Consider the following 18138-nt stretch of genomic DNA (forward strand, 5'->3'; position numbering starts at 1 on the left):
CCCAAGACAATTCATCAAATAACCGAAGAATGGCCGCGGAATCGCCCGATTTGTCGCGGGTTGAGGCCGTGTTCCTGAGGGATTTTGAACCTGTCCAGATCACAGGCGGCTCAAACCCATTCAACCAACGTCTCGGGTCTGGCGATACCAGTAAGGTCAAACCACAGGAGACATGATATGTCGATGACCACTTCTCTCAAGACTTTCGCCCGCGACGACTCCGGTGCTGTCACCGTCGATTGGGTGGTGCTGACCGCCGCGATCGTCGGCCTCGGGCTGGCGGTTGTGACCTCGGTGCGCACCGGCGTTGGCGCGCTGGGCACCGAGATCTCGACCTCGCTGTCCTCGGCCTCGGTGGCCTCGCTCTCGACGCTGGGCACCGCCGGCGAATAAGGCGTAGCAACACATCACAACAGCAAGCCGCACAGGCTTGGACTGACCCACTCCGCGACAAAACGCGCGGGGCTCGCAAAAAAGGTCGCGTAGAATGCGCGGCTTTTTTGCATTCTGCCGCAGAAACGGGCAAGGCTTGCACGACGGGCGCCCACAAGGCGCAAACCCCGGGTGGGATTGCGGCATTTGGCGGGATCTGTCGGGTTTTAGACGAATTTATCGTCAATTTGACTCTTATCGTCCGCATTCCCGCCCGTTTGCGGCCATGTTCTCGCCCCATTCCCTTGCAATAAACACTGCAACACAGTGACAAATGGCGGATTTCCCTGCTCGGAACCCGACCAATGTACAGGAGTAGTTTTATGCGTGGCGTTCAAATCGGCATTCTGGGAATCGGGCTGGCTCTGGCCGGTTTCGGCGTTTACATGGCCAAGGGCTATATCGACCAGACCGACGCGGTGATCGCTGCTGCCCAATCCGCGCGTCAGGCCGCCGCTCCGGCGATTCCGACGGTCGAGGTGCTGGTGGCCAGCCGCGCGCTGCGTTACGGCGAGCCGATCCGCCCCGATGATATCCGCGCTGTCGCCTGGCCCGCCGATGCGGTGCCGCCGGGCGCCTTTACCGAGGTCAGCGCGCTGATCCCCGACACCGACCGCCCGCGTGTCGCCCTGCGCGCGATGGAACCCTCCGAGCCCCTGCTGGCGGTGAAAGTCAGCGCGCCGGGGCAATCGGCAGGAATTGCCGCGATGCTGACCCCGGGCAACCGTGCGTTCACCATCCGCGTCGATGCCAGCAGCGGGATTTCCGGCACGCTACGCCCCTCGGACACGGTGGATATCTATTGGACCGGCCGCGGCGCCAGTGGCGAGGTGACGCGCCTTTTGTCGGACGGGGTGCGGATCATCGCGCTGGACGAGAATGCCGATCAGGACCGCACCTTTAACGGCGTGCCGCGTTCGGTGACCATCGAGGCCGAGCCCGAGATCGTGGCGACACTGGCGCAGGGTCAATCGACCGGCCGCCTGTCGCTATCGCTGGTCGGGCTGGATGACACCACCGCGATTGGCCAGTTTCAGGTCGATTCGCGCAACCTTCTGGGCATTGAAGAGCGTGTCGAACAAGCCTCGGAGCGCTGCACCGTGCGCACCCGTCGCGGCGCCGAAGTGCTGATGATCGAGATCCCCTGCACCAATTAAGGCCTGCGGCATGAAAGGCGCGGCCCTATGGTCTCGCGCCCTCGCCTGCCTGAGCGGACAGCGATCATCTTACCCTTAATCCCTGCAAATGCGCCCCTGCCAGCGGGCGCATTTTTCGTGGCGCAAGGGGCGATGGATCGCGCCATTCCTGCAACACGCCCGCCCCTATATCTTGGGGCGCCTGCCCGCCGCGACCCCGAAACCTCGCTGTAAGCGCCGGAAAAACCGCGAAAACGACTCGAATAACGCGGCGCAAATATTTGATTCTTGCAATAAAAAGCGGTTTCAAGCATTCTACCCTCGAACCGGCACGACAGATTGCCGGCACCATTGGTGATCAAGAGGCAGGATCACATGACAGTTAAGAAGTTAATCGCGTCAGGAATGACGCTGGCCCTACTCGGGTTGGGACAGGCCGTGATCGCGCCAAGCATCGCCGAGGCGCAGGCGCTGCGCATCATGGCGGGCGGCGTGCGCGACACGCTGGCGGTGGCGATGAACCGCGCCGTGGTGGTGGAAACCGACATGCCCTTTGCAGAGCTGTCGATCGCCAACCCCGGCATTGCAGATATTTCCACGCTCTCGGATCGCTCGATCTATGTGCTCGGCAAAGCGCCGGGCCGCACGACATTGACCATCCTTGGCGCCTCGGGCGATCTGATCGCCAATGTCGAAGTGCAGGTGACCCCCGATGTCGCCGAATTCCGCGAGCGCCTGCGCCAAATCCTGCCCTCCGAGCAGGTCGAAGTGCGCACCGCCAATGACGGGATTGTGCTGTCGGGCACGGTGTCTTCGGCCGAGCGGCTGGATGCGGCGATGCAACTGGCCGAACGCTATGCGCCGGGTCGGGTGTCGAACCTGATGTCAGTAGGCGGCACCCAGCAGGTGATGCTGCGGGTGCGGTTTTCCGAAGTGCAGCGCGGCGCCGCGCAACGGCTGACCGCAAGCATGGCGATGGATGGCTCGGGCGTGCCCTCGCTGGGCACCGGCGCATACCGCTCGCCGGCTTTGGTCAGCGGCGCTTTGGGCGGCACACGGGTGCCGACACAGACCGACAATACCGCGGTGCTGGCCGCCGGGGTCAGCATCGGCAGCGTCCAGTTTCAGGTGATGCTGGAGGCGATGGAATCCAACGGCCTTGCCCGCACGCTTTCGGAGCCGAGCCTGACCGCATTGTCGGGCCAGCCTGCCGATTTCCTTGCCGGTGGCGAATTTCCGGTGCCGGTGCTGGGCGAAGGCGGCTCGGTGACCATCGACTACCGCCCCTTTGGTGTGCAGCTCGAGTTCACCCCGCGGGTGCTGGATGACGATGTGATCAACCTGCAGCTCAACGCCTCGGTCAGCAGCCTCGATTCGACCACCACGGTGACCTCGGGCGGCGTTTCGGTGCCCGGCTTCCGGCGCCGCCAGACCTCGACCACGGTGGAATTGCGCGACGGCGAGAGTTTCGCCATTGCCGGGCTGTTGCAGGATGATTTTCAGGGCAGCATCTCGCAGGTGCCATGGCTCGGCGATATCCCGATCCTTGGCGCGCTGTTCCGCTCGACCGATTACCAGCGCGACCAGAGCGAGTTGATGATTTTCGTCACCGCGCATCTGGTCTCGCCGACCCGTGGCGAAGCGCTGCTGCTCCCGACCGACCGCATCCGCCTGCCCAATGAAGAGCAGCTCTTTGTGAACGGCCAGCTGACCGGCGGCACCAGCGGCGCGTCAGAAGTCGCGCGGCAGGAGTTCCGCGGCGGCTATGGCTATGTGATGGATTAAGGAGCCGAGATGCAGATTTCCCGTCGCGCCCTGATGTTCGGCCTTGCTGGCGCGCCTTTGGCCGCCTGTAGCCCGCTGCCGGTGGGCACCCATCTGGATGAGGGGCAATTCGGCAACCCCTCGGCGCATAACCTGATGGTGCAGACCGGACAATTGCCCTATGTGATTGATCTGGCTGAGAGATTTGAGGCAACCGTACCGACAACGGTGACCTTTGCCTTTGATTCGGTGGCGCTGGACGCACCGGCGCGGGCGGCCTTGCTGGCGCAGGCGCGGTTCATCCGGCATTTCCCCGAGGTGACGTTTAGGGTGTTCGGCCATACCGATCTGGTGGGCTCGGCGGCCTATAACCGGCGGTTGGGGCTGCGCCGCGCCCGTGCGGTGGTGAATTTTCTGGTCCGCAATGGTGCCAGCCGCTCACGGCTGGAGGCGCTGGTCTCCGAGGGTGAGACCCAGCCACGGGTGCGCACCACCGACCGCGAGCGTCTGAACCGGCGCACGGTGACCGAGGTTTCGGGCTTTTGGCAGAGCCATCCGACGGTGATGAACGGCGAATACGCAGCGATCCTGCACCGCGAATATGTGCAAAGCGCCTCTTACGAAATGTGAGCGATAGGCCGCGCGTTTAACCCCAGAGGATAAACGCCGGCTATTATCTGAAATTTAACGCCCTGCTGTCATCTTGTGACCGCGGGGCGATTTCAGTTTTAACCATAACCGGCCCGATAATTACGTTTTTTTAGCCCAATTGTCGCCAAGATTGCACGCAATATTGGTCGCCAGACAGGGCTCCGGATTCGTGAGTGTTGTGATGTCGTCACCCGTGCCACATGGGCCTGCAGAATGCGGTGCCTGGAGGAAATGAACAATGTCGAGCTCGAACGCCAGTCAGAAACTATCGGCCCCGATCCGCGCCTGCACGGTCTCGCGCGATGTGCAGAATTTTGATCTGCTGATCGAGGATATGGAGATGGAGCTGGGCGAAAGCTGGGGCGATCTGTCATTCCCGAGTGCGTTGAAATATCTCGATCAACCGGATGCGCGGTCGCTGGAATTCATCGCGATTGCGATTGATGACGACGACGAGCCGAATATGGCGCTGATCGAAACGGTGATCCAGCGCGCGCATATGCTGGGCGTGCGGATCCTGTTGATCGCCGAGGAATTGGGGCCGATTGCGCTGCACCGGTTGCTGCGGCTCGGCGCCAATGATTTTGTGCCCTACCCGCTGCCCGAAGGGGCGCTGCATGACGCGATTGAGCGGCTGCGCCAGCCCAGTGTGGACGCGCTGATGGTGACGCCGCAAAACCGCAACGCGCAGGCGGCGCCGCAAGCCCAAGGCACGGTGCATGCGGTGCATCCGCTGGCCGGTGGCGCCGGGGCGACGACCTTCGCGGTTAATCTGGCCTGGGAGATTGCCAATTCCGGCAAGAATGCCCCCTCGGTCTGCCTGTTGGATCTGGATTTGCAGACCGGCTCGGTCTCGACCTACCTGGATCTGGCGCGGACCGAGAAAGTCTATGAACTGCTGTCGAATACGGCGGTGATGGACCGTGATTTTTTCATGAATACGCTGCAGATTTTCAACGAGAAGCTGCATGTGCTGACCGCCGCCTCGGATATGCTGCCGCTGGATCTGATCTCGCCGGATGATATCGAGCGGGTGATCAATATGGCGCGCAGCATTTTCGACGTGGTGATCATCGATATGCCCGGCACGGTGGTGCAATGGACCGAAACGGTGATCAACGAATCCGATTCCTATTTCGCGATGATGGAGCTGGATATGCGCTCGGCGCAGAACGCGCTGCGCTTGATCCGTGCGCTCAAGGCCGAGGATCTGCCGCTGGAAAAGCTGCAATATGTGCTCAACCGCGCACCGAAATTCACCGATCTGTCCGGTAAGGCGCGGGCCAAACGCATGGCCGAAAGTCTGGATATCGAATTCGAGGTGATGCTGCCCGACGGGTTGGTGCAGGTCACCCATGCCAATGACCACGGGCTGCCTTTGGCGGAAATTGCGCCGAAAAATCCGCTGCTTAAGGAAATCCGCAAACTGGCAGCGGGTTTTGCCAGTAGCGCCCGCGACGACAACCGCGCCGCAGCCTGAGGAGAGCCGAGATGTTTTCGCGTTACAGAAAAACCGATCAGGCGCGCACCGCCCCCGCCACCTCGCGCGCGGCGCCGACACCGGGCGTGGCCGAGGTGACCTCGGACGGGCTGCGCCGTGCCGAGGCGCCGGTGAAGCCGAAACCCAGTTTCCACGCCGCGCCCAGCAAGCCGATCCAGGCCAAGCCGCCGGCCAATGACAAGGACAAGCGCCGCCGCCACCGGATCCTTGAGGTGAAATCGGAGCTGCACACCAAGCTGTTGGAAAACCTCAACCTTGCGGCGATTGATGACGCCTCGGAGGCGGAGTTGCGGGCCGAGATCAGCGCCATTGCCGCCGAAGCCCTCAGCGAGATCAATTTCGCCCTGACCAGTGAAGAGCGGCTGCAGTTGAACAATGACCTGTTCTTCGAAGTGCGCGGGTTGGGCCCGCTTGAGCCGCTGCTGAAGGACGATTCGGTCAATGATATTCTGGTCAATGGCCCGAACCGCGTCTTTGTCGAGCGCAACGGCAAACTGGAACTAACCGAGGTGACCTTTAAGGACGAGCGCCATCTGCTGCGGATCATCGATAAGATCGTCTCGGCGGTGGGGCGGCGGGTGGACGAATCCAACCCCTCGGTGGACGCGCGTCTGGCCGATGGCTCGCGGTTCAACGCGATGGTGCCGCCGGTGGCCGTCGATGGGTCGCTGGTCTCGATCCGCAAGTTCAAGAAGGAAAAGCTCGGGGTCAATGATCTGGTCGATTTCGGCGCGTTTTCCGAGGAAATGGCGATGTATATCGAGGCGGCGGTGGCGACGCGGCTGAATATCATCGTCTCGGGCGGCACCGGCTCGGGTAAAACCACGACGCTGAACGCGCTGTCGTCCTTTATCGCCCATGACGAGCGGATCCTGACGATTGAAGACACCGCCGAACTGCAATTGCAGCAGGCCCATGTTGGCCGGATGGAAAGCCGCCCGCCCAACGTTGAGGGCAAGGGCGCGGTGACCCAGCGCGATTGTCTGCGCAACGCCCTGCGCATGCGGCCCGACCGGATCATCGTCGGCGAGACCCGCGGCGAAGAAGTGATTGATATGCTGCAGGCGATGAACACCGGCCATGACGGCTCGATGACCACGATCCACGCCAATTCGGCGCGTGATGCGGTCTCGCGGCTGGAAAATATGGTGGCGATGGCGGGGATTGAAATGCCGTTGAAAGCGGTGCGCTCGCAGGTTGCCAGCGCGGTCAATCTGATCGTGCAGGTCAGCCGCTTGCAGGATGGCTCACGGCGGATGATGTCGATCACCGAGGTCACCGGCATGGAGGGCGAGATCATCACCATGCAAGAGGTGTTCCGCTTTGAGCGCACCGGTCTGGAACCCGACGGCACGATCATCGGCCATTTCACCGGCTGCGGGCTGCGCTCGCATTACGCCGAGAGATTCCGCCGCTGGGGCTATGATATCCCCAGCAGCATCTACGACCATGTCGAGGATCGGTAAGCATCATGAGTATCTCCCCTACCCTGTTGATATATGCGCTGATTTTCGGCGGTATCCTGCTGCTGGTCGAGGCGCTTTACCTGATGACCTTCGGGCGTTCGGCGCGGCTGGGCAGCCGGATGAACCGGCGGCTGGAAATGCTGGATGGCAATGCCAAACGCGCCGATGTGATCGAGGCGCTGCGCAAGGAAACCACGCAGCACAGCAAGAGCGCCGGCATCCCGTTTTATTCGCTGCTGGCCGAGAAGGCCGAGAAGGGCAAGATCGCCTATTCTCCGGTGATGCTGATCGCGATGATGGGGCTGCTGGCGGGGGTGGCCTTTGTGGCGATCTCGTTTTTTCTGGCCGGTGCGCCGGTGCAGCTAAAGATCGGGGTCAGCGCCTTTATGGGCATCGGCGGGGTCTGGATGTGGGTCAACGGCAAGGCCAAGAAACGCCGCGACATGATCGAAGAGCAACTGCCGGATTCGATTGATCTGATGGTGCGCAGCCTGCGCGTCGGGCATCCGTTTGTGCATGCTTTGGCCAATGCCGCCAAGGAAATCCCCGATCCCCTGGGCTCGGAACTGGGGTTGATCGCTGATGAGGCCGCCTATGGCCGCGATGTCGGCGAGGCGCTGATGGCCTTTGCCGAGCGGATGGATATGCAGGATCTGCGGTTTCTGGCGGTCTCGGTGACCATTCAGGCGCAATCGGGCGGCAATCTGGCCGAGATTTTGGACGGGCTGTCCAAGGTCGTGCGGGCGCGGTTCAAACTGTTCCGCAAAGTGCGCGCGATCACCGCCGAGGCGAAATGGTCGGGGATGTTCCTGTCCGGTTTTCCGATCGCGGCGATGCTGATGATCTCGATGCTCAAGCCCGATTACTACGATGAAGTGAAAGAAACCGCGCTGTTCATTCCGGTCGCCCTTGTGGTGGTGGCATTCTTGATCGTGAATGTCCTTTATATGCGCAAAATGGTGAATATTCAGGTGTAAGGCGGTCTCATGTTGAATTCTGCTCTCGAACTTCTGCTCTCGCCTTTGGTGCTGATCGTTCTGACCGTGGCCATCGGGCTGACGCTGGTGCTGTTCATCGTGACCGGCGCGGATAAGGCGCGCAAAGATCCGATGCTGCGGCTGCGCGAACAGCCCAAGGACCATAGCGCGCGCAAACAGAACCTGTCGCGGGCCAAGGAAACCGGCGGCTGGGCGAAGAAAACCGAAGCGTTCAAAGCCTTTCTCGAGCCCGCAAAGGCCGAGGAATACGGCGAGGCGCGCATGCAGATGGTGCAGGCGGGCTATCACGGGCGCAATGCGGTGCGCGATTTCAACGCGGCGAAATTCATCATGGGGGTCAGCGGCCTGCTGCTGGGGCTGGGCTATAATCTGGCCTTTCCCCCGGCTGCCGACGCCTCGATCATCGCCACGCTGCTGCCGGTGATGGGGCCGACGCTGGTGGGCTATTACCTGCCGATCTATTGGGTGTCGAAACGCCGCGAGGAACGCCAGAAACAGATCACCGGCGGGTTTCCCGATGCGCTGGATATGCTGTTGATCTGCACCGAGGCGGGGCAATCGATGGACCAGTCGATCAACCGCGTGGCCAAGGAATTGCAGGCCGGTTATCCGGCGCTGGCCGAGGAATTCGTCACCGTCTCGCATCAGACCAAGGCCGGGCGCGACCGGCTGGAGGTGCTCAAGGAGATGGGCGAGCGCTGCGGCAACGCCGATATCCGCTCGTTTGTGACGGTGCTGATCCAGTCGGCGACTTACGGCACCTCGGTGGCCGATGCGCTGCGGGTCTATGCGGCGGAAATGCGTGACAAGCGCGTGATGCTGGCCGAAGAGAAAGCGAATGTCTTGCCGACCAAGCTGACCTTGGGCACAATGATGTTCACCGTGCCGCCCTTGCTGATCATCCTGATCGGCCCGTCGGTGCACGGGGTGATCACAATGCTTGCAACGGCCGATTTCAGCCTATGATACGACCGATTTGCGCCGCCGTGCTTTTGGCATTGGCGGCGTGCCAGACCACCGGCGCGGAGTTCTCGCCCGACGGCCTTGCCGGACGGGCGATCAGTCCTGCCGAGGATGTGGACGGTTTGCTGGTCGGCCACCGGCTGATGGCGGCGGGCGAGTTTGAACTGGCGCTGCGGGCCTATTACCGCTCGATGGCGCAGCAGGGGCCGACGGTGGATGCGCTTTCGGCGATCGGCTCGGCAAACCTGCGACTGGGGCGGCTGGGGCAGTCTGAGCAAATGCTGCGCCGCGCGCTGGATCTCGATGCCGCATTCGTGCCGGCGCTGAACAATCTGGGCGTGGTGATGGTGGAAAACGGCGCTTGGGGACAGGCCGCGCATCTGTTCCGCAACGCCTTTGCGCTGGACAGCGGGCGCTCGGAAGAAATCCGGCAGAATTTGACACTTGCTCTCGCAAACTTGCAAGATTCCGGCTATACTGAAGAAAACAATAATGACTTCGCTCTGGTTCGGCGCGGAAACGGGCGTTTTCTGCTTCTGGCCACACCCTGAGCATCGAGCAGTGAAGGACAGGCAATGCGCAAGGTGTGGATCGCACCGATGTGCCTTGTGGGGCTTGCATTTCTGACCGGGTGTTCCGATGGAATGCGCGCGCAAACCGCACGGGCCATCGACAGCGTCGCGGAAATCGACCAAGAAAACATGGCGGAAATGATGCTGGCGGTCTCGGACCCCCGCGAAGCCGTGACCTATTTCACCAATGCCAGCGCCGCCAATCCCGACCGGATCATGTTCCGGCGCGGGCTGGCGCGCTCACTGATGCGGGCCGGAAATGCCGAAGCCTCGGTGCCGGTCTGGCGCGAGGTTGTCGCCCATCCCGAGGCGCTGCCCGATGACCGTGTGGAACTGGCCGAAGCCTATATCCGCTCGAACAATTGGGCCGAGGCCGAGGCGGCGCTGAATGCGGTGCCGCCGACCTTCGAGACCTATAACCGCTACCGGTTGGAGGCGATGGTCGCCGATTCGCGCCAGCAATGGGACCGCGCCGATAGTTTCTATGAGATCGCCTCGGGGCTGACCGCCGAACCTGCCGGTGTGCTCAACAACTGGGGCTATTCGAAACTGACCCGCGGCGATCACCGTGGCGCCGAGCGGCTGTTCGCCGAAGCCCTGAGCCATGATCCCGATCTGTTCACCGCGAAAAACAACCTTGTGCTGGCCCGCGCCGCGCAGCGCCGCTATGAGCTGCCGCTGGTGCAGATGACCCAGATCGAGCGCGCCGAACTGCTGCATACGATGGCTTTGGTGGCGATAAGGCAGGGCGATACCCGCACCGGTCGCGGGCTGCTGGAAGACGCGATTGCCACCCATCCGCAACATTTTGAGGCCGCTGCCACCGCGCTGGCCGCATTACGATAGGCGGGTATGATGCTGGCGCAATCCGCCTTTGCAGCCCTCTGGCTGTTGATTTTCTCGACCCCGATCGCGCTGTTCGTCGCCTGGAGCGACCTGCGCGAGATGCGTATCCCCAATCTGGCGGTGCTGGCCTTGATGCTGGTCTATGCGGTGGTCGGCGCGCTGACCCTGCCGCTGGCCGATTTCGGCTGGTCATGGCTGCATTTCATCGTCGTGCTGGTGGTCGGTTTCGCGCTCAGCCTGACCGGCGGGTTCGGCGCCGGCGACGCGAAATTCGCCGCCGCGATGGCGCCCTTCGTGGCGCTTGGTGATCTGCGGCTGTTTCTGGTGCTGTTCAGCGCGGTGGTGATCGCGGCTTTTGTCGCGCACCGGATTTTCCGCGCGATCCCCGCGATGCGCCGCGCCACGCCCGATTGGGCAAGCTGGGAGCGCAAGGAATTCCCCTTCGGCCTCGCCCTGGGGCCGGCGTTAATCTTTTATCTGGGATTGGCGTGTCTTTATGGGAGCTGACACGAATCACAAGAAGTGAGTCGCCACGATGAATGACCAGACCCCGGGGGCCAGCGCGATCACCCCGCCGCCGATGCCCGCTTCATTGGCCGACACCGGCCTGCCGATGACCCTGATGCGCGACAATCTGCTGAAAACCATGTTCCGCATGTCGCTCAACCATGCCTCGGAACTGGCCCGCATCCTCTGTCTGTCGTTCAGCCAGGTGCAGCAGTTGATCGATGACGCGCGCGGCGAGCATCTGATCGAGGCGATGGGCACGATGCATGCCACCGCGATGTCCTCGGAGATGGGGTTTCAACTGACCGACGCGGGGCGTAACCGCGCGCAGCAGGCGCTGGCGATCTCGGAATATTACGGCGCGATGCCGGTGCCTCTGGATGCCTACGGCGATCAGGTGCGCCGCCAGTCGATCCGCAAGGTGCGCATCACCCGTGAGCAGCTCTTGGCGGCGATGGGCGATCTGATCCTGCCCGAGGGGCTGTTGGGCGATCTGGGACCGGCGGTGACCTCGGGGCGTTCGATCCTGATGTATGGGCCGCCCGGTAACGGCAAATCCTCGATCTCGAACGGTATCCGCGACGCGATGGGCGACAATATCTATGTGCCGCGCGCGGTGCTGCATGCGGGGCAGATCATCTCGGTCTATGACCCGATTGTGCACCGGCTGGTGGAGCCGCCAAAGCAGTCGGGCAATGCGCTGCGCGTCACCGGTCTGCGCTATGATCCGCGTTATGTGCTCTGCGAACGGCCGACGGTGATCACCGGCGGCGAGTTGAAGCTGGATATGCTGGAGCTGAAATACAACGCGGTGTCGCGCACCTATCAGGCACCCCTGCAGTTCAAGGCCACCGGCGGCGTGTTCATTGTCGATGATCTGGGCCGCCAAGAGGAACCACCGCAGGCGCTGATCAACCGATGGATCGTGCCTTTGGAGATGAATTACGACATTCTGTCGCTGAACTCGGGCGAGAAATTCATCGTGCCGTTTGACACGCTGGTGATCTTCTCGACCAACTTCCACCCGAATGATATTTTCGATCAGGCGGCGCTGCGGCGGATCTTTTTCAAGATCAAGATCGACGGGCCCAATCAGGCGGATTTCCTGAAGATCTTCGCTTTGGTGGCGCGCAAGCGGCGGATCCCGTTGAATGAAGAGGCGCTGATCCATCTGCTGCAGACCAAATACCCGACGATTGATAATGTCTATTCGAACTATCAGCCGGTGTTCCTGATTGACCAGATGATCGCGATTTGCAATTTCGAGGGTCGGCCGCATCATATGTCGCCGGACCTGATCGACCGCGCGTGGAAGAATATGTTTGTCCGCGATGAGGATATTCTGCGGTAAGTGCCGCGGTTTCAAAGGGTTAGGCGATGTCCGAGGAGATCCAGTCAAGGGTGCGCGCCAGTTTCGCGCGGCAAACGATGATGACGACGCTGAGGGCCGAGATGCTGCTGGCCGATGCGGGGCGCTGCGTGTTGCGCGCGCCGATCGGGGCGCATGTGTTGCAACAACATGGCGCGGCGCATGCGGGATTGGCGTTCACCCTGGGCGATTCCGCCGCCGGCTATGCGGCGCTAACGCTGATGGATGCGGGCGCCGAGGTGATGACCGTCGAGATGAAGATCAACCTGATGGCACCGGCCTTGGGCGAGGCTCTGGAGGCGGTGGGCGAAGTGGTCCGCGCCGGACGCCGCCTGCTGGTGGTGCGCGCCGAGGTCTTTGCGCTGAGTGGCGAGACCCGTAAATCCATCGCGATCCTGCAGGGCACGATGATCCCGGTGGCGCCGCCCGCCGCGTGAGTCAGGGGCGCAACCCGCGCCCCTGAACTTTGATCAGGCAGTCAGCCCCTGCGGCTCGTCCAGCCCGTTCGCGCGGCAGGTGGCGGTCAGCGTGTTGGCCAAGAGACAGGCGATGGTCATCGGCCCGACCCCGCCCGGCACCGGCGTGATCGCCCCCGCGACCTCTGCGCAGCTGTCGAAATGCGCGTCGCCGACCAGTTTGTTCTTCCCGTCGCGCTCGATCCGGTTGATGCCCACGTCGATCACCGTGGCGCCCGGCTTGACGTAATCGCCGGTGATCATCTCGGCGCGCCCGACGGCGGCGACCAGAATATCCGCGCGGCGGCAGACTTCGGTCAGATCCTTGGTCCGCGAATGCGCGATGGTCACCGTGCAGCTATCGCCGAGCAAGAGTTGCGCCATCGGTTTGCCGACGATATTCGAGCGCCCGACGACCACCGCATTCAGCCCCGAGAGGCTGCCGTGATGTTCGCGCAGCATCATCAGACAGCCCAAGGGCGTGCAGGGAACCATGGATTTCTGACCGGTGCCCAAAAGCCCGACATTGGAGATATGAAACCCGTCCACATCCTTGGCCGGATCAATCGCGTTGATCACCAGATCGGAATTCATATGGTCGGGAAGCGGCAGTTGCACCAGAATCCCGTGCACCTTGGGGTCATGGTTCAACTGCGCGATCAGCGCCAGCAGCTCTGCCTCGCCGGTCTCGGCGGGGAGTTTATGCTCATAGGAGTTCATCCCCACTTCGGTGGTCTGCTTGCCTTTTGAGCGCACATACACCTGAGAGGCCGGATCCTCGCCGACCAGCACCACCGCCAGCCCCGGGATGATCCCATGCGCGCCCTTGAGCTGTGCGACATGCTCGGCCACCTGGCCCCGCACCTTGGCGGCAAACGCCTTACCGTCGATAATCTGCGCCGTCATCTCTTGCCTCTTCATCTTGCCTTAAATACTCAAATTCGCCGGTAAAGGCTGCGGCGGCGGCCCCAATCGGGAACCGCCGCCGCGTCAGGGTTTAGAACAGCCCTTCGACATGGCCCGCGTCACCGATGCGGATGTTTTCCGCCGCAGGGGTGCGCGGCAGGCCGGGCATGGTCATGATTTCACCGCAGATCACCACGATAAACCCTGCCCCCGCCGAGAGCCGCACCTCGCGCACCGGCACCGAATGTCCGGTCGGCGCGCCGCGCAGATTGGGATCGGTGGAAAACGAATACTGCGTTTTCGCCATGCAGATCGGGAAATGCCCGTAGCCCTGCTCTTCCCAAGTCTTGAGCTGCGCGCGCACCGATTTATCGGCGATCACCGCATCGGCGTGATAGATCCGCTTGGCGATGGTTTCGACCTTCTCGAAGAGCGGCATATCGTCGGGATAGAGCGGCGCGAAATTGGCGCTGCCCGAATCGGCCATTTCGACGACTTTCTTCGCCAGTTCCTCGGTGCCTGCCGAGCCATGGGCCCAGTGTTTGCAGACAATCGCCTCGGCGCCCTGTTCGGCGACATAGGCCTGCACCGCGGCGATCTCGGCCTCAGTGTCCGAGTGGAAATGGTTGATCCCCACCACCACCGGCACGCCGAAGGATTTGATATTGGCGATATGGCGGCCAAGGTTGGGGCAGCCCTTTTGCACCGCTTCGACGTTCTCGGCGCCCAAGTCAGCCTTGGCAACGCCGCCGTTCATTTTCATCGCCCGCACGGTCGCCACCAGCACCACCGCCGAAGGCGCGATGCCGGCCTTGCGGCATTTGATGTTCATGAATTTCTCGGCACCGAGATCCGCGCCGAAACCGGCCTCTGTGACCACATAGTCGCCCAGTTTCAACGCCGTGCGGGTGGCGATCACCGAGTTACAGCCATGGGCGATATTGGCAAAGGGGCCGCCGTGAACGAACGCGGGGTTGTTTTCCAGCGTCTGCACGAGGTTGGGCTGCATCGCGTCTTTCAGCAGCACGGTCATCGCGCCATCGGCCTTGATATCGCGGCAATAGATCGGCGTGCGCTCGCGGGTATAGGCGACGACGATATCGCCGAGGCGGCTTTGCAGATCTTCCAGATCCTTGGCGAGGCAGAGGATCGCCATCACCTCGGAGGCGACGGTGATGTCAAACCCGGTCTGCCGCGGGAAGCCATTGGCAACGCCGCCCAGCGAGGTGACGGTGTCGCGCAGGGCGCGGTCGTTCATATCCATCACGCGGCGCCAGACCACGCGGCGGGCGTCGATTTCCAGCGCGTTGCCCCAGTAGATGTGGTTGTCGATCATCGCCGACAAGAGGTTATGCGCCGAGGTGATGGCGTGGAAATCGCCGGTGAAATGGAGGTTCATTTCCTCCATCGGCACGACCTGCGCATAGCCGCCGCCCGCCGCGCCGCCCTTCATCCCGAAGTTCGGGCCGAGCGAGGCTTCGCGGATGCAGATCACCGCGTTTTTGCCGATTTTATTGAGCCCGTCGCCCAGACCCACTGTGGTGGTGGTCTTGCCTTCGCCGGCGGGCGTGGGGTTGATCGCGGTGACGAGGATCAGCTTGCCGTCCTCGCGCGTGTCCAGCGAGTTGATGAACTCCTGGCTGACTTTGGCCTTATCGTGGCCATAGGGCAGCAGATGTTCGGATGGAATGCCGAGATTGGCGCCGATCTCCATGATCGGCTTTTTCTTGGCTTCGCGCGCGATTTCGATATCCGTCTTGAACGACATTTACGTCTCCCTGGATGTGATGAGTTTGCCCTCTGGGGTATGCCCTTTCCTTACGCATTTCCGCGCGGCGGGCGACACCCTTTTGCGACAGGTTCGCGCCGCTTTCCGCCGTTCCACCCCCGCCCCACCGAAAGCGCGCGCCTTTTGGCGTCAGGGGTTTCCCAATGTGTCCAATTGCGTGGTGCCGGTCACCCCTGCCCCGCCCAAGCGCGTTGGGCGGGGAGGAACAGGCGCAATGTGTCGCCGAGGGTCACGCGGCCCTCGGCCTCGACCCAGGCGGTGACCCCGCGGCGGGATTTGGCGGCGGGTTTGAACCGCGCGCCAAAGCCCGTGTGACAGTCCTCGATCGGGCGTGCGGGCAGGGTGCAGGGCTGGTTTTCCATATCCACGGTGAGACAGGCGCCGGAGTCCGCCAGCAGCCGCGAAGAGGGCGGCAGATGGGTGAAATCAGGCAGGCCCGAGACCACCATCGTCGCGCCCAGCAGCGCCGGATCGAGCGCTTCCAGCCCCATATCCGCGGCGATCAGCGCCAATTCCTCGGCGCTCAGAATCGAGAGTTGCCGCGTGTTGCGGATTTCGGTGCCGCGCGGGTAAAGCCCCAGCACCCGCGAGCAGGAAGGCCGCGTCAGCCCGCCGTGATCCTCGCGCGCAGTTGCGCTATGCGGCCCGTCAAAGCGCAGGTCGAGACCGGTCTCGGGCTGCGAGGCAAGCGCGGCGGTGCGGTCCGGCACATAGCCCAGCCAAGTGATCGTGGCGATGAACTCGGTGGCGATGAGGGCGGGCATAGCGGTCTCCGGGCATGAAAAAGCCCCGCACCGTGACGCGGTGGCGGGGCAAATTCAAGTCTGTGTTCAGCGCCTTGGCTTGAGATCAGGCGCTCGGGTTCGGCTCCAGCCCGCTGTCGTCCGAGGGACGGCGCGGTTTGGTATGCGGGATCGCGGCCACCGAGGGCACGCTGCCCGAGGGGGTGCCGTCATCCTCGTCCCGGCCCGGACCCTCGCCGCGAATCACGCGGGCGATTTCCTTGCCGGTCAGGGTCTCGTATTCCAGCAAGCCCTGCGCCAGATTTTCCAGCTCATCCGCGTGATCGGTGAGGATCTGCTTGGCGCGGCGATAGCCCTCGTCAACGATGCGGCGCACTTCGGCGTCGATCTTTTCCTGGGTGTCGGGCGAGACGCTGGTGCCGCCCTGATAGCTGCCGAGATAGCTTTGCTGCTCGTTGGCGTAGTCGATATTGCCCAGCTCATCCGAAAAGCCGAACTGGGTGACCATCGCCCGCGCGATCCGGCTGACCTGCTGGATATCGCTGGCCGCGCCCGAGGTGACGTTTTCCTTACCGAAGATCAGCTCTTCGGCCACCTTGCCACCCATCGCCATGGCGATTTTCGACTTATATTTGGTGTAGGTCACGCTCAACTGGTCGCGTTCGGGCAGCGACATCACCAGACCCAGCGCACGGCCACGCGGGATGATTGTCGCCTTATGGATCGGGTCATGCTGCGGCACATGCAGGCCGACAACGGCGTGACCGGCCTCGTGATAGGCGGTGAGTTTCTTCTCGTCCTCGGTCATCACCATTGAACGCCGCTCGGCGCCCATCATCACCTTGTCCTTCGCATCCTCGAAGTCATCCATCGAGACAAAGCGCCGGTTCTTGCGCGCCGCCATCAAGGCCGCCTCGTTCACAAGGTTGGCCAGATCGGCGCCCGAGAACCCGGGCGAACCACGGGCGATAATCCGCAGGTCCACATTCGGACCCAGCGGCACTTTGCGCGCGTGCACGGCCAAAATACGCTCGCGGCCCTTGATGTCGGGGTTGGGCACCTGCACCTGACGGTCAAAGCGGCCCGGACGCAGCAGCGCGGGGTCCAACACGTCAGGGCGGTTGGTGGCGGCAACGATGATGATGCCCTCATTGGCCTCAAAACCGTCCATCTCGACCAGAAGCTGGTTCAGCGTCTGCTCACGCTCGTCATTGCCACCGCCGTAGCCGACACCGCGCGAGCGGCCGACCGCGTCGATCTCGTCGATGAACACGATACAGGGCGCGTTTTTCTTCGCCTGCTCAAACATATCGCGGACACGGCTGGCGCCGACACCGACGAACATTTCCACAAAATCCGAGCCCGAGATGGTGAAGAAGGGCACGCCCGCCTCACCGGCAATGGCGCGGGCCAGAAGGGTCTTACCGGTGCCCGGAGGGCCGACCAGCAGCGCGCCTTTGGGGATCTTGCCGCCCAAGCGGCTGAATTTCTGCGGGGTGCGCAGGAATTCGACGATTTCCTCAAGCTCTTCCTTGGCCTCGTCGATGCCGGCGACATCGTCAAAGGTCACGCGGCCCGATTTCTCGGTCAGCAGCTTGGCCTTGGATTTGCCAAAGCCCATCGCGCCGCCTTTGCCGCCGCCCTGCATGCGGTTCATAAAGAAGATCCACACGCCGATCAGCAAGAGGAACGGCAGCCAGACCGAGATCGCCGACATCAGGCCCGAGCGCTCTTGCGGGCGCGCCTCGACGGCGACGTTGGAATCAATCAACCGCTCGGTGGGATTTTCCCCTGCCGGACGGATGGTGGAATAGACCTGCCCCGAACTGTCTGTGACCTGCAGCGTCTCGCCGTCGATGACGACGCGGCTGACATCGCCCGCTTCTACGCGCTGCAAAAAGTCAGAATAACCGACCGTGCGTCCCGATGTCGTGCTGCCCCCGTTGTTGAACAGGGTGAACAGAACGATCATCAAGAAGAACAGGACGATCCAAAAGGCGAAATTTCTCGCGTTGCCCACTTGGCACTCCAATCACGCGG

At 62.5% G+C, this 18138-nt stretch carries 17 protein-coding genes; 13 read left to right on the forward strand and 4 right to left on the reverse strand.

The annotated features are described in order from the left end of the window. The first annotated feature begins 177 nt into the window (after positions 1-177). The 13 genes from DDE20_RS08310 (at position 178) to DDE20_RS08370 (ending at position 12642) form a co-directional block, all read left to right on the forward strand. The gene (locus tag DDE20_RS08310) at positions 178-393 is read left to right on the forward strand and encodes a hypothetical protein (protein ID WP_417586976.1); all 216 of its coding nucleotides are present in this window, start codon (positions 178-180) and stop codon (positions 391-393) included. Positions 394-755: 362 nt separating this feature from the next. Beyond that, positions 756-1589 (forward strand): Flp pilus assembly protein CpaB, encoded by an 834-nt coding sequence (gene cpaB / locus DDE20_RS08315; RefSeq protein ID WP_116558022.1) that lies wholly within the window; start codon positions 756-758, stop codon positions 1587-1589. Between the two features lie 354 nt (positions 1590-1943). Beyond that, positions 1944-3353: a type II and III secretion system protein family protein gene (locus DDE20_RS08320; protein ID WP_116558023.1), complete on the forward strand. Its 1410-nt coding sequence runs from the start codon at positions 1944-1946 to the stop codon at positions 3351-3353. Positions 3354-3362: 9 nt separating this feature from the next. Beyond that, entirely contained in the window at positions 3363-3962 is a 600-nt protein-coding gene (locus DDE20_RS08325) for an OmpA family protein (RefSeq protein ID WP_205961641.1), read from the forward strand. 259 nt (positions 3963-4221) lie between these two features. Beyond that, positions 4222-5463, forward strand: a complete 1242-nt coding sequence (locus DDE20_RS08330) for a CpaE/TadZ family protein (RefSeq protein WP_116558024.1) — start codon at positions 4222-4224, stop codon at positions 5461-5463. Positions 5464-5474: 11 nt separating this feature from the next. Beyond that, on the forward strand, positions 5475-6950 hold the full coding sequence (locus tag DDE20_RS08335; RefSeq protein ID WP_116558025.1) for a TadA family conjugal transfer-associated ATPase: 1476 nt from the start codon (positions 5475-5477) through the stop codon (positions 6948-6950). Positions 6951-6955: 5 nt separating this feature from the next. Further along, a complete protein-coding gene (locus DDE20_RS08340; RefSeq protein ID WP_116558026.1) occupies positions 6956-7927 on the forward strand; it encodes a type II secretion system F family protein in 972 nt (323 codons plus the stop codon). Between the two features lie 9 nt (positions 7928-7936). Further along, a complete protein-coding gene (locus DDE20_RS08345) occupies positions 7937-8914 on the forward strand; it encodes a type II secretion system F family protein (RefSeq protein WP_116558027.1) in 978 nt (325 codons plus the stop codon). Further along, complete coding sequence (locus DDE20_RS08350) at positions 8911-9462, forward strand: tetratricopeptide repeat protein (protein WP_116558028.1); 552 nt, start codon at positions 8911-8913, stop codon at positions 9460-9462. Before DDE20_RS08345 ends, DDE20_RS08350 begins: the two co-directional genes overlap by 4 nt. Positions 9463-9486: 24 nt before the next feature. Continuing rightward, positions 9487-10329, forward strand: a complete 843-nt coding sequence (locus DDE20_RS08355) for a tetratricopeptide repeat protein (RefSeq protein ID WP_116558029.1) — start codon at positions 9487-9489, stop codon at positions 10327-10329. 9 nt (positions 10330-10338) lie between these two features. Beyond that, complete coding sequence (locus DDE20_RS08360) at positions 10339-10836, forward strand: A24 family peptidase (RefSeq protein ID WP_116558030.1); 498 nt, start codon at positions 10339-10341, stop codon at positions 10834-10836. A 28-nt stretch (positions 10837-10864) separates the two neighbouring features. Beyond that, a complete protein-coding gene (locus tag DDE20_RS08365; RefSeq protein ID WP_116558031.1) occupies positions 10865-12187 on the forward strand; it encodes an ATPase in 1323 nt (440 codons plus the stop codon). Positions 12188-12213: 26 nt separating this feature from the next. Further along, complete coding sequence (locus tag DDE20_RS08370) at positions 12214-12642, forward strand: PaaI family thioesterase (protein ID WP_116558032.1); 429 nt, start codon at positions 12214-12216, stop codon at positions 12640-12642. 33 nt (positions 12643-12675) lie between these two features. On the opposite strand, the gene folD is transcribed toward DDE20_RS08370, so the two are convergent. The 4 genes from folD to ftsH form a co-directional block, all read right to left on the reverse strand. Beyond that, positions 12676-13566, reverse strand: coding sequence for a bifunctional methylenetetrahydrofolate dehydrogenase/methenyltetrahydrofolate cyclohydrolase FolD (gene folD / locus DDE20_RS08375; RefSeq protein ID WP_116558033.1), 891 nt, complete (start codon positions 13564-13566; stop codon positions 12676-12678). 91 nt (positions 13567-13657) lie between these two features. Continuing rightward, positions 13658-15334, reverse strand: a complete 1677-nt coding sequence (locus DDE20_RS08380; RefSeq protein WP_116558034.1) for a formate--tetrahydrofolate ligase — start codon at positions 15332-15334, stop codon at positions 13658-13660. Positions 15335-15522: 188 nt separating this feature from the next. After that, positions 15523-16119 carry an MOSC domain-containing protein gene (locus tag DDE20_RS08385; protein WP_116558035.1) on the reverse strand — a complete coding sequence of 199 codons (597 nt, stop codon included), beginning with the start codon at positions 16117-16119 and terminating at the stop codon, positions 15523-15525. Positions 16120-16204: 85 nt separating this feature from the next. After that, positions 16205-18118: an ATP-dependent zinc metalloprotease FtsH gene (ftsH, locus tag DDE20_RS08390; protein ID WP_116558036.1), complete on the reverse strand. Its 1914-nt coding sequence runs from the start codon at positions 18116-18118 to the stop codon at positions 16205-16207. Positions 18119-18138 lie beyond the last annotated feature (20 nt).

It is taken from the genome of Pararhodobacter oceanensis, from assembly GCF_003076755.1.
GTDB lineage: Bacteria > Pseudomonadota > Alphaproteobacteria > Rhodobacterales > Rhodobacteraceae > Pararhodobacter > Pararhodobacter oceanensis.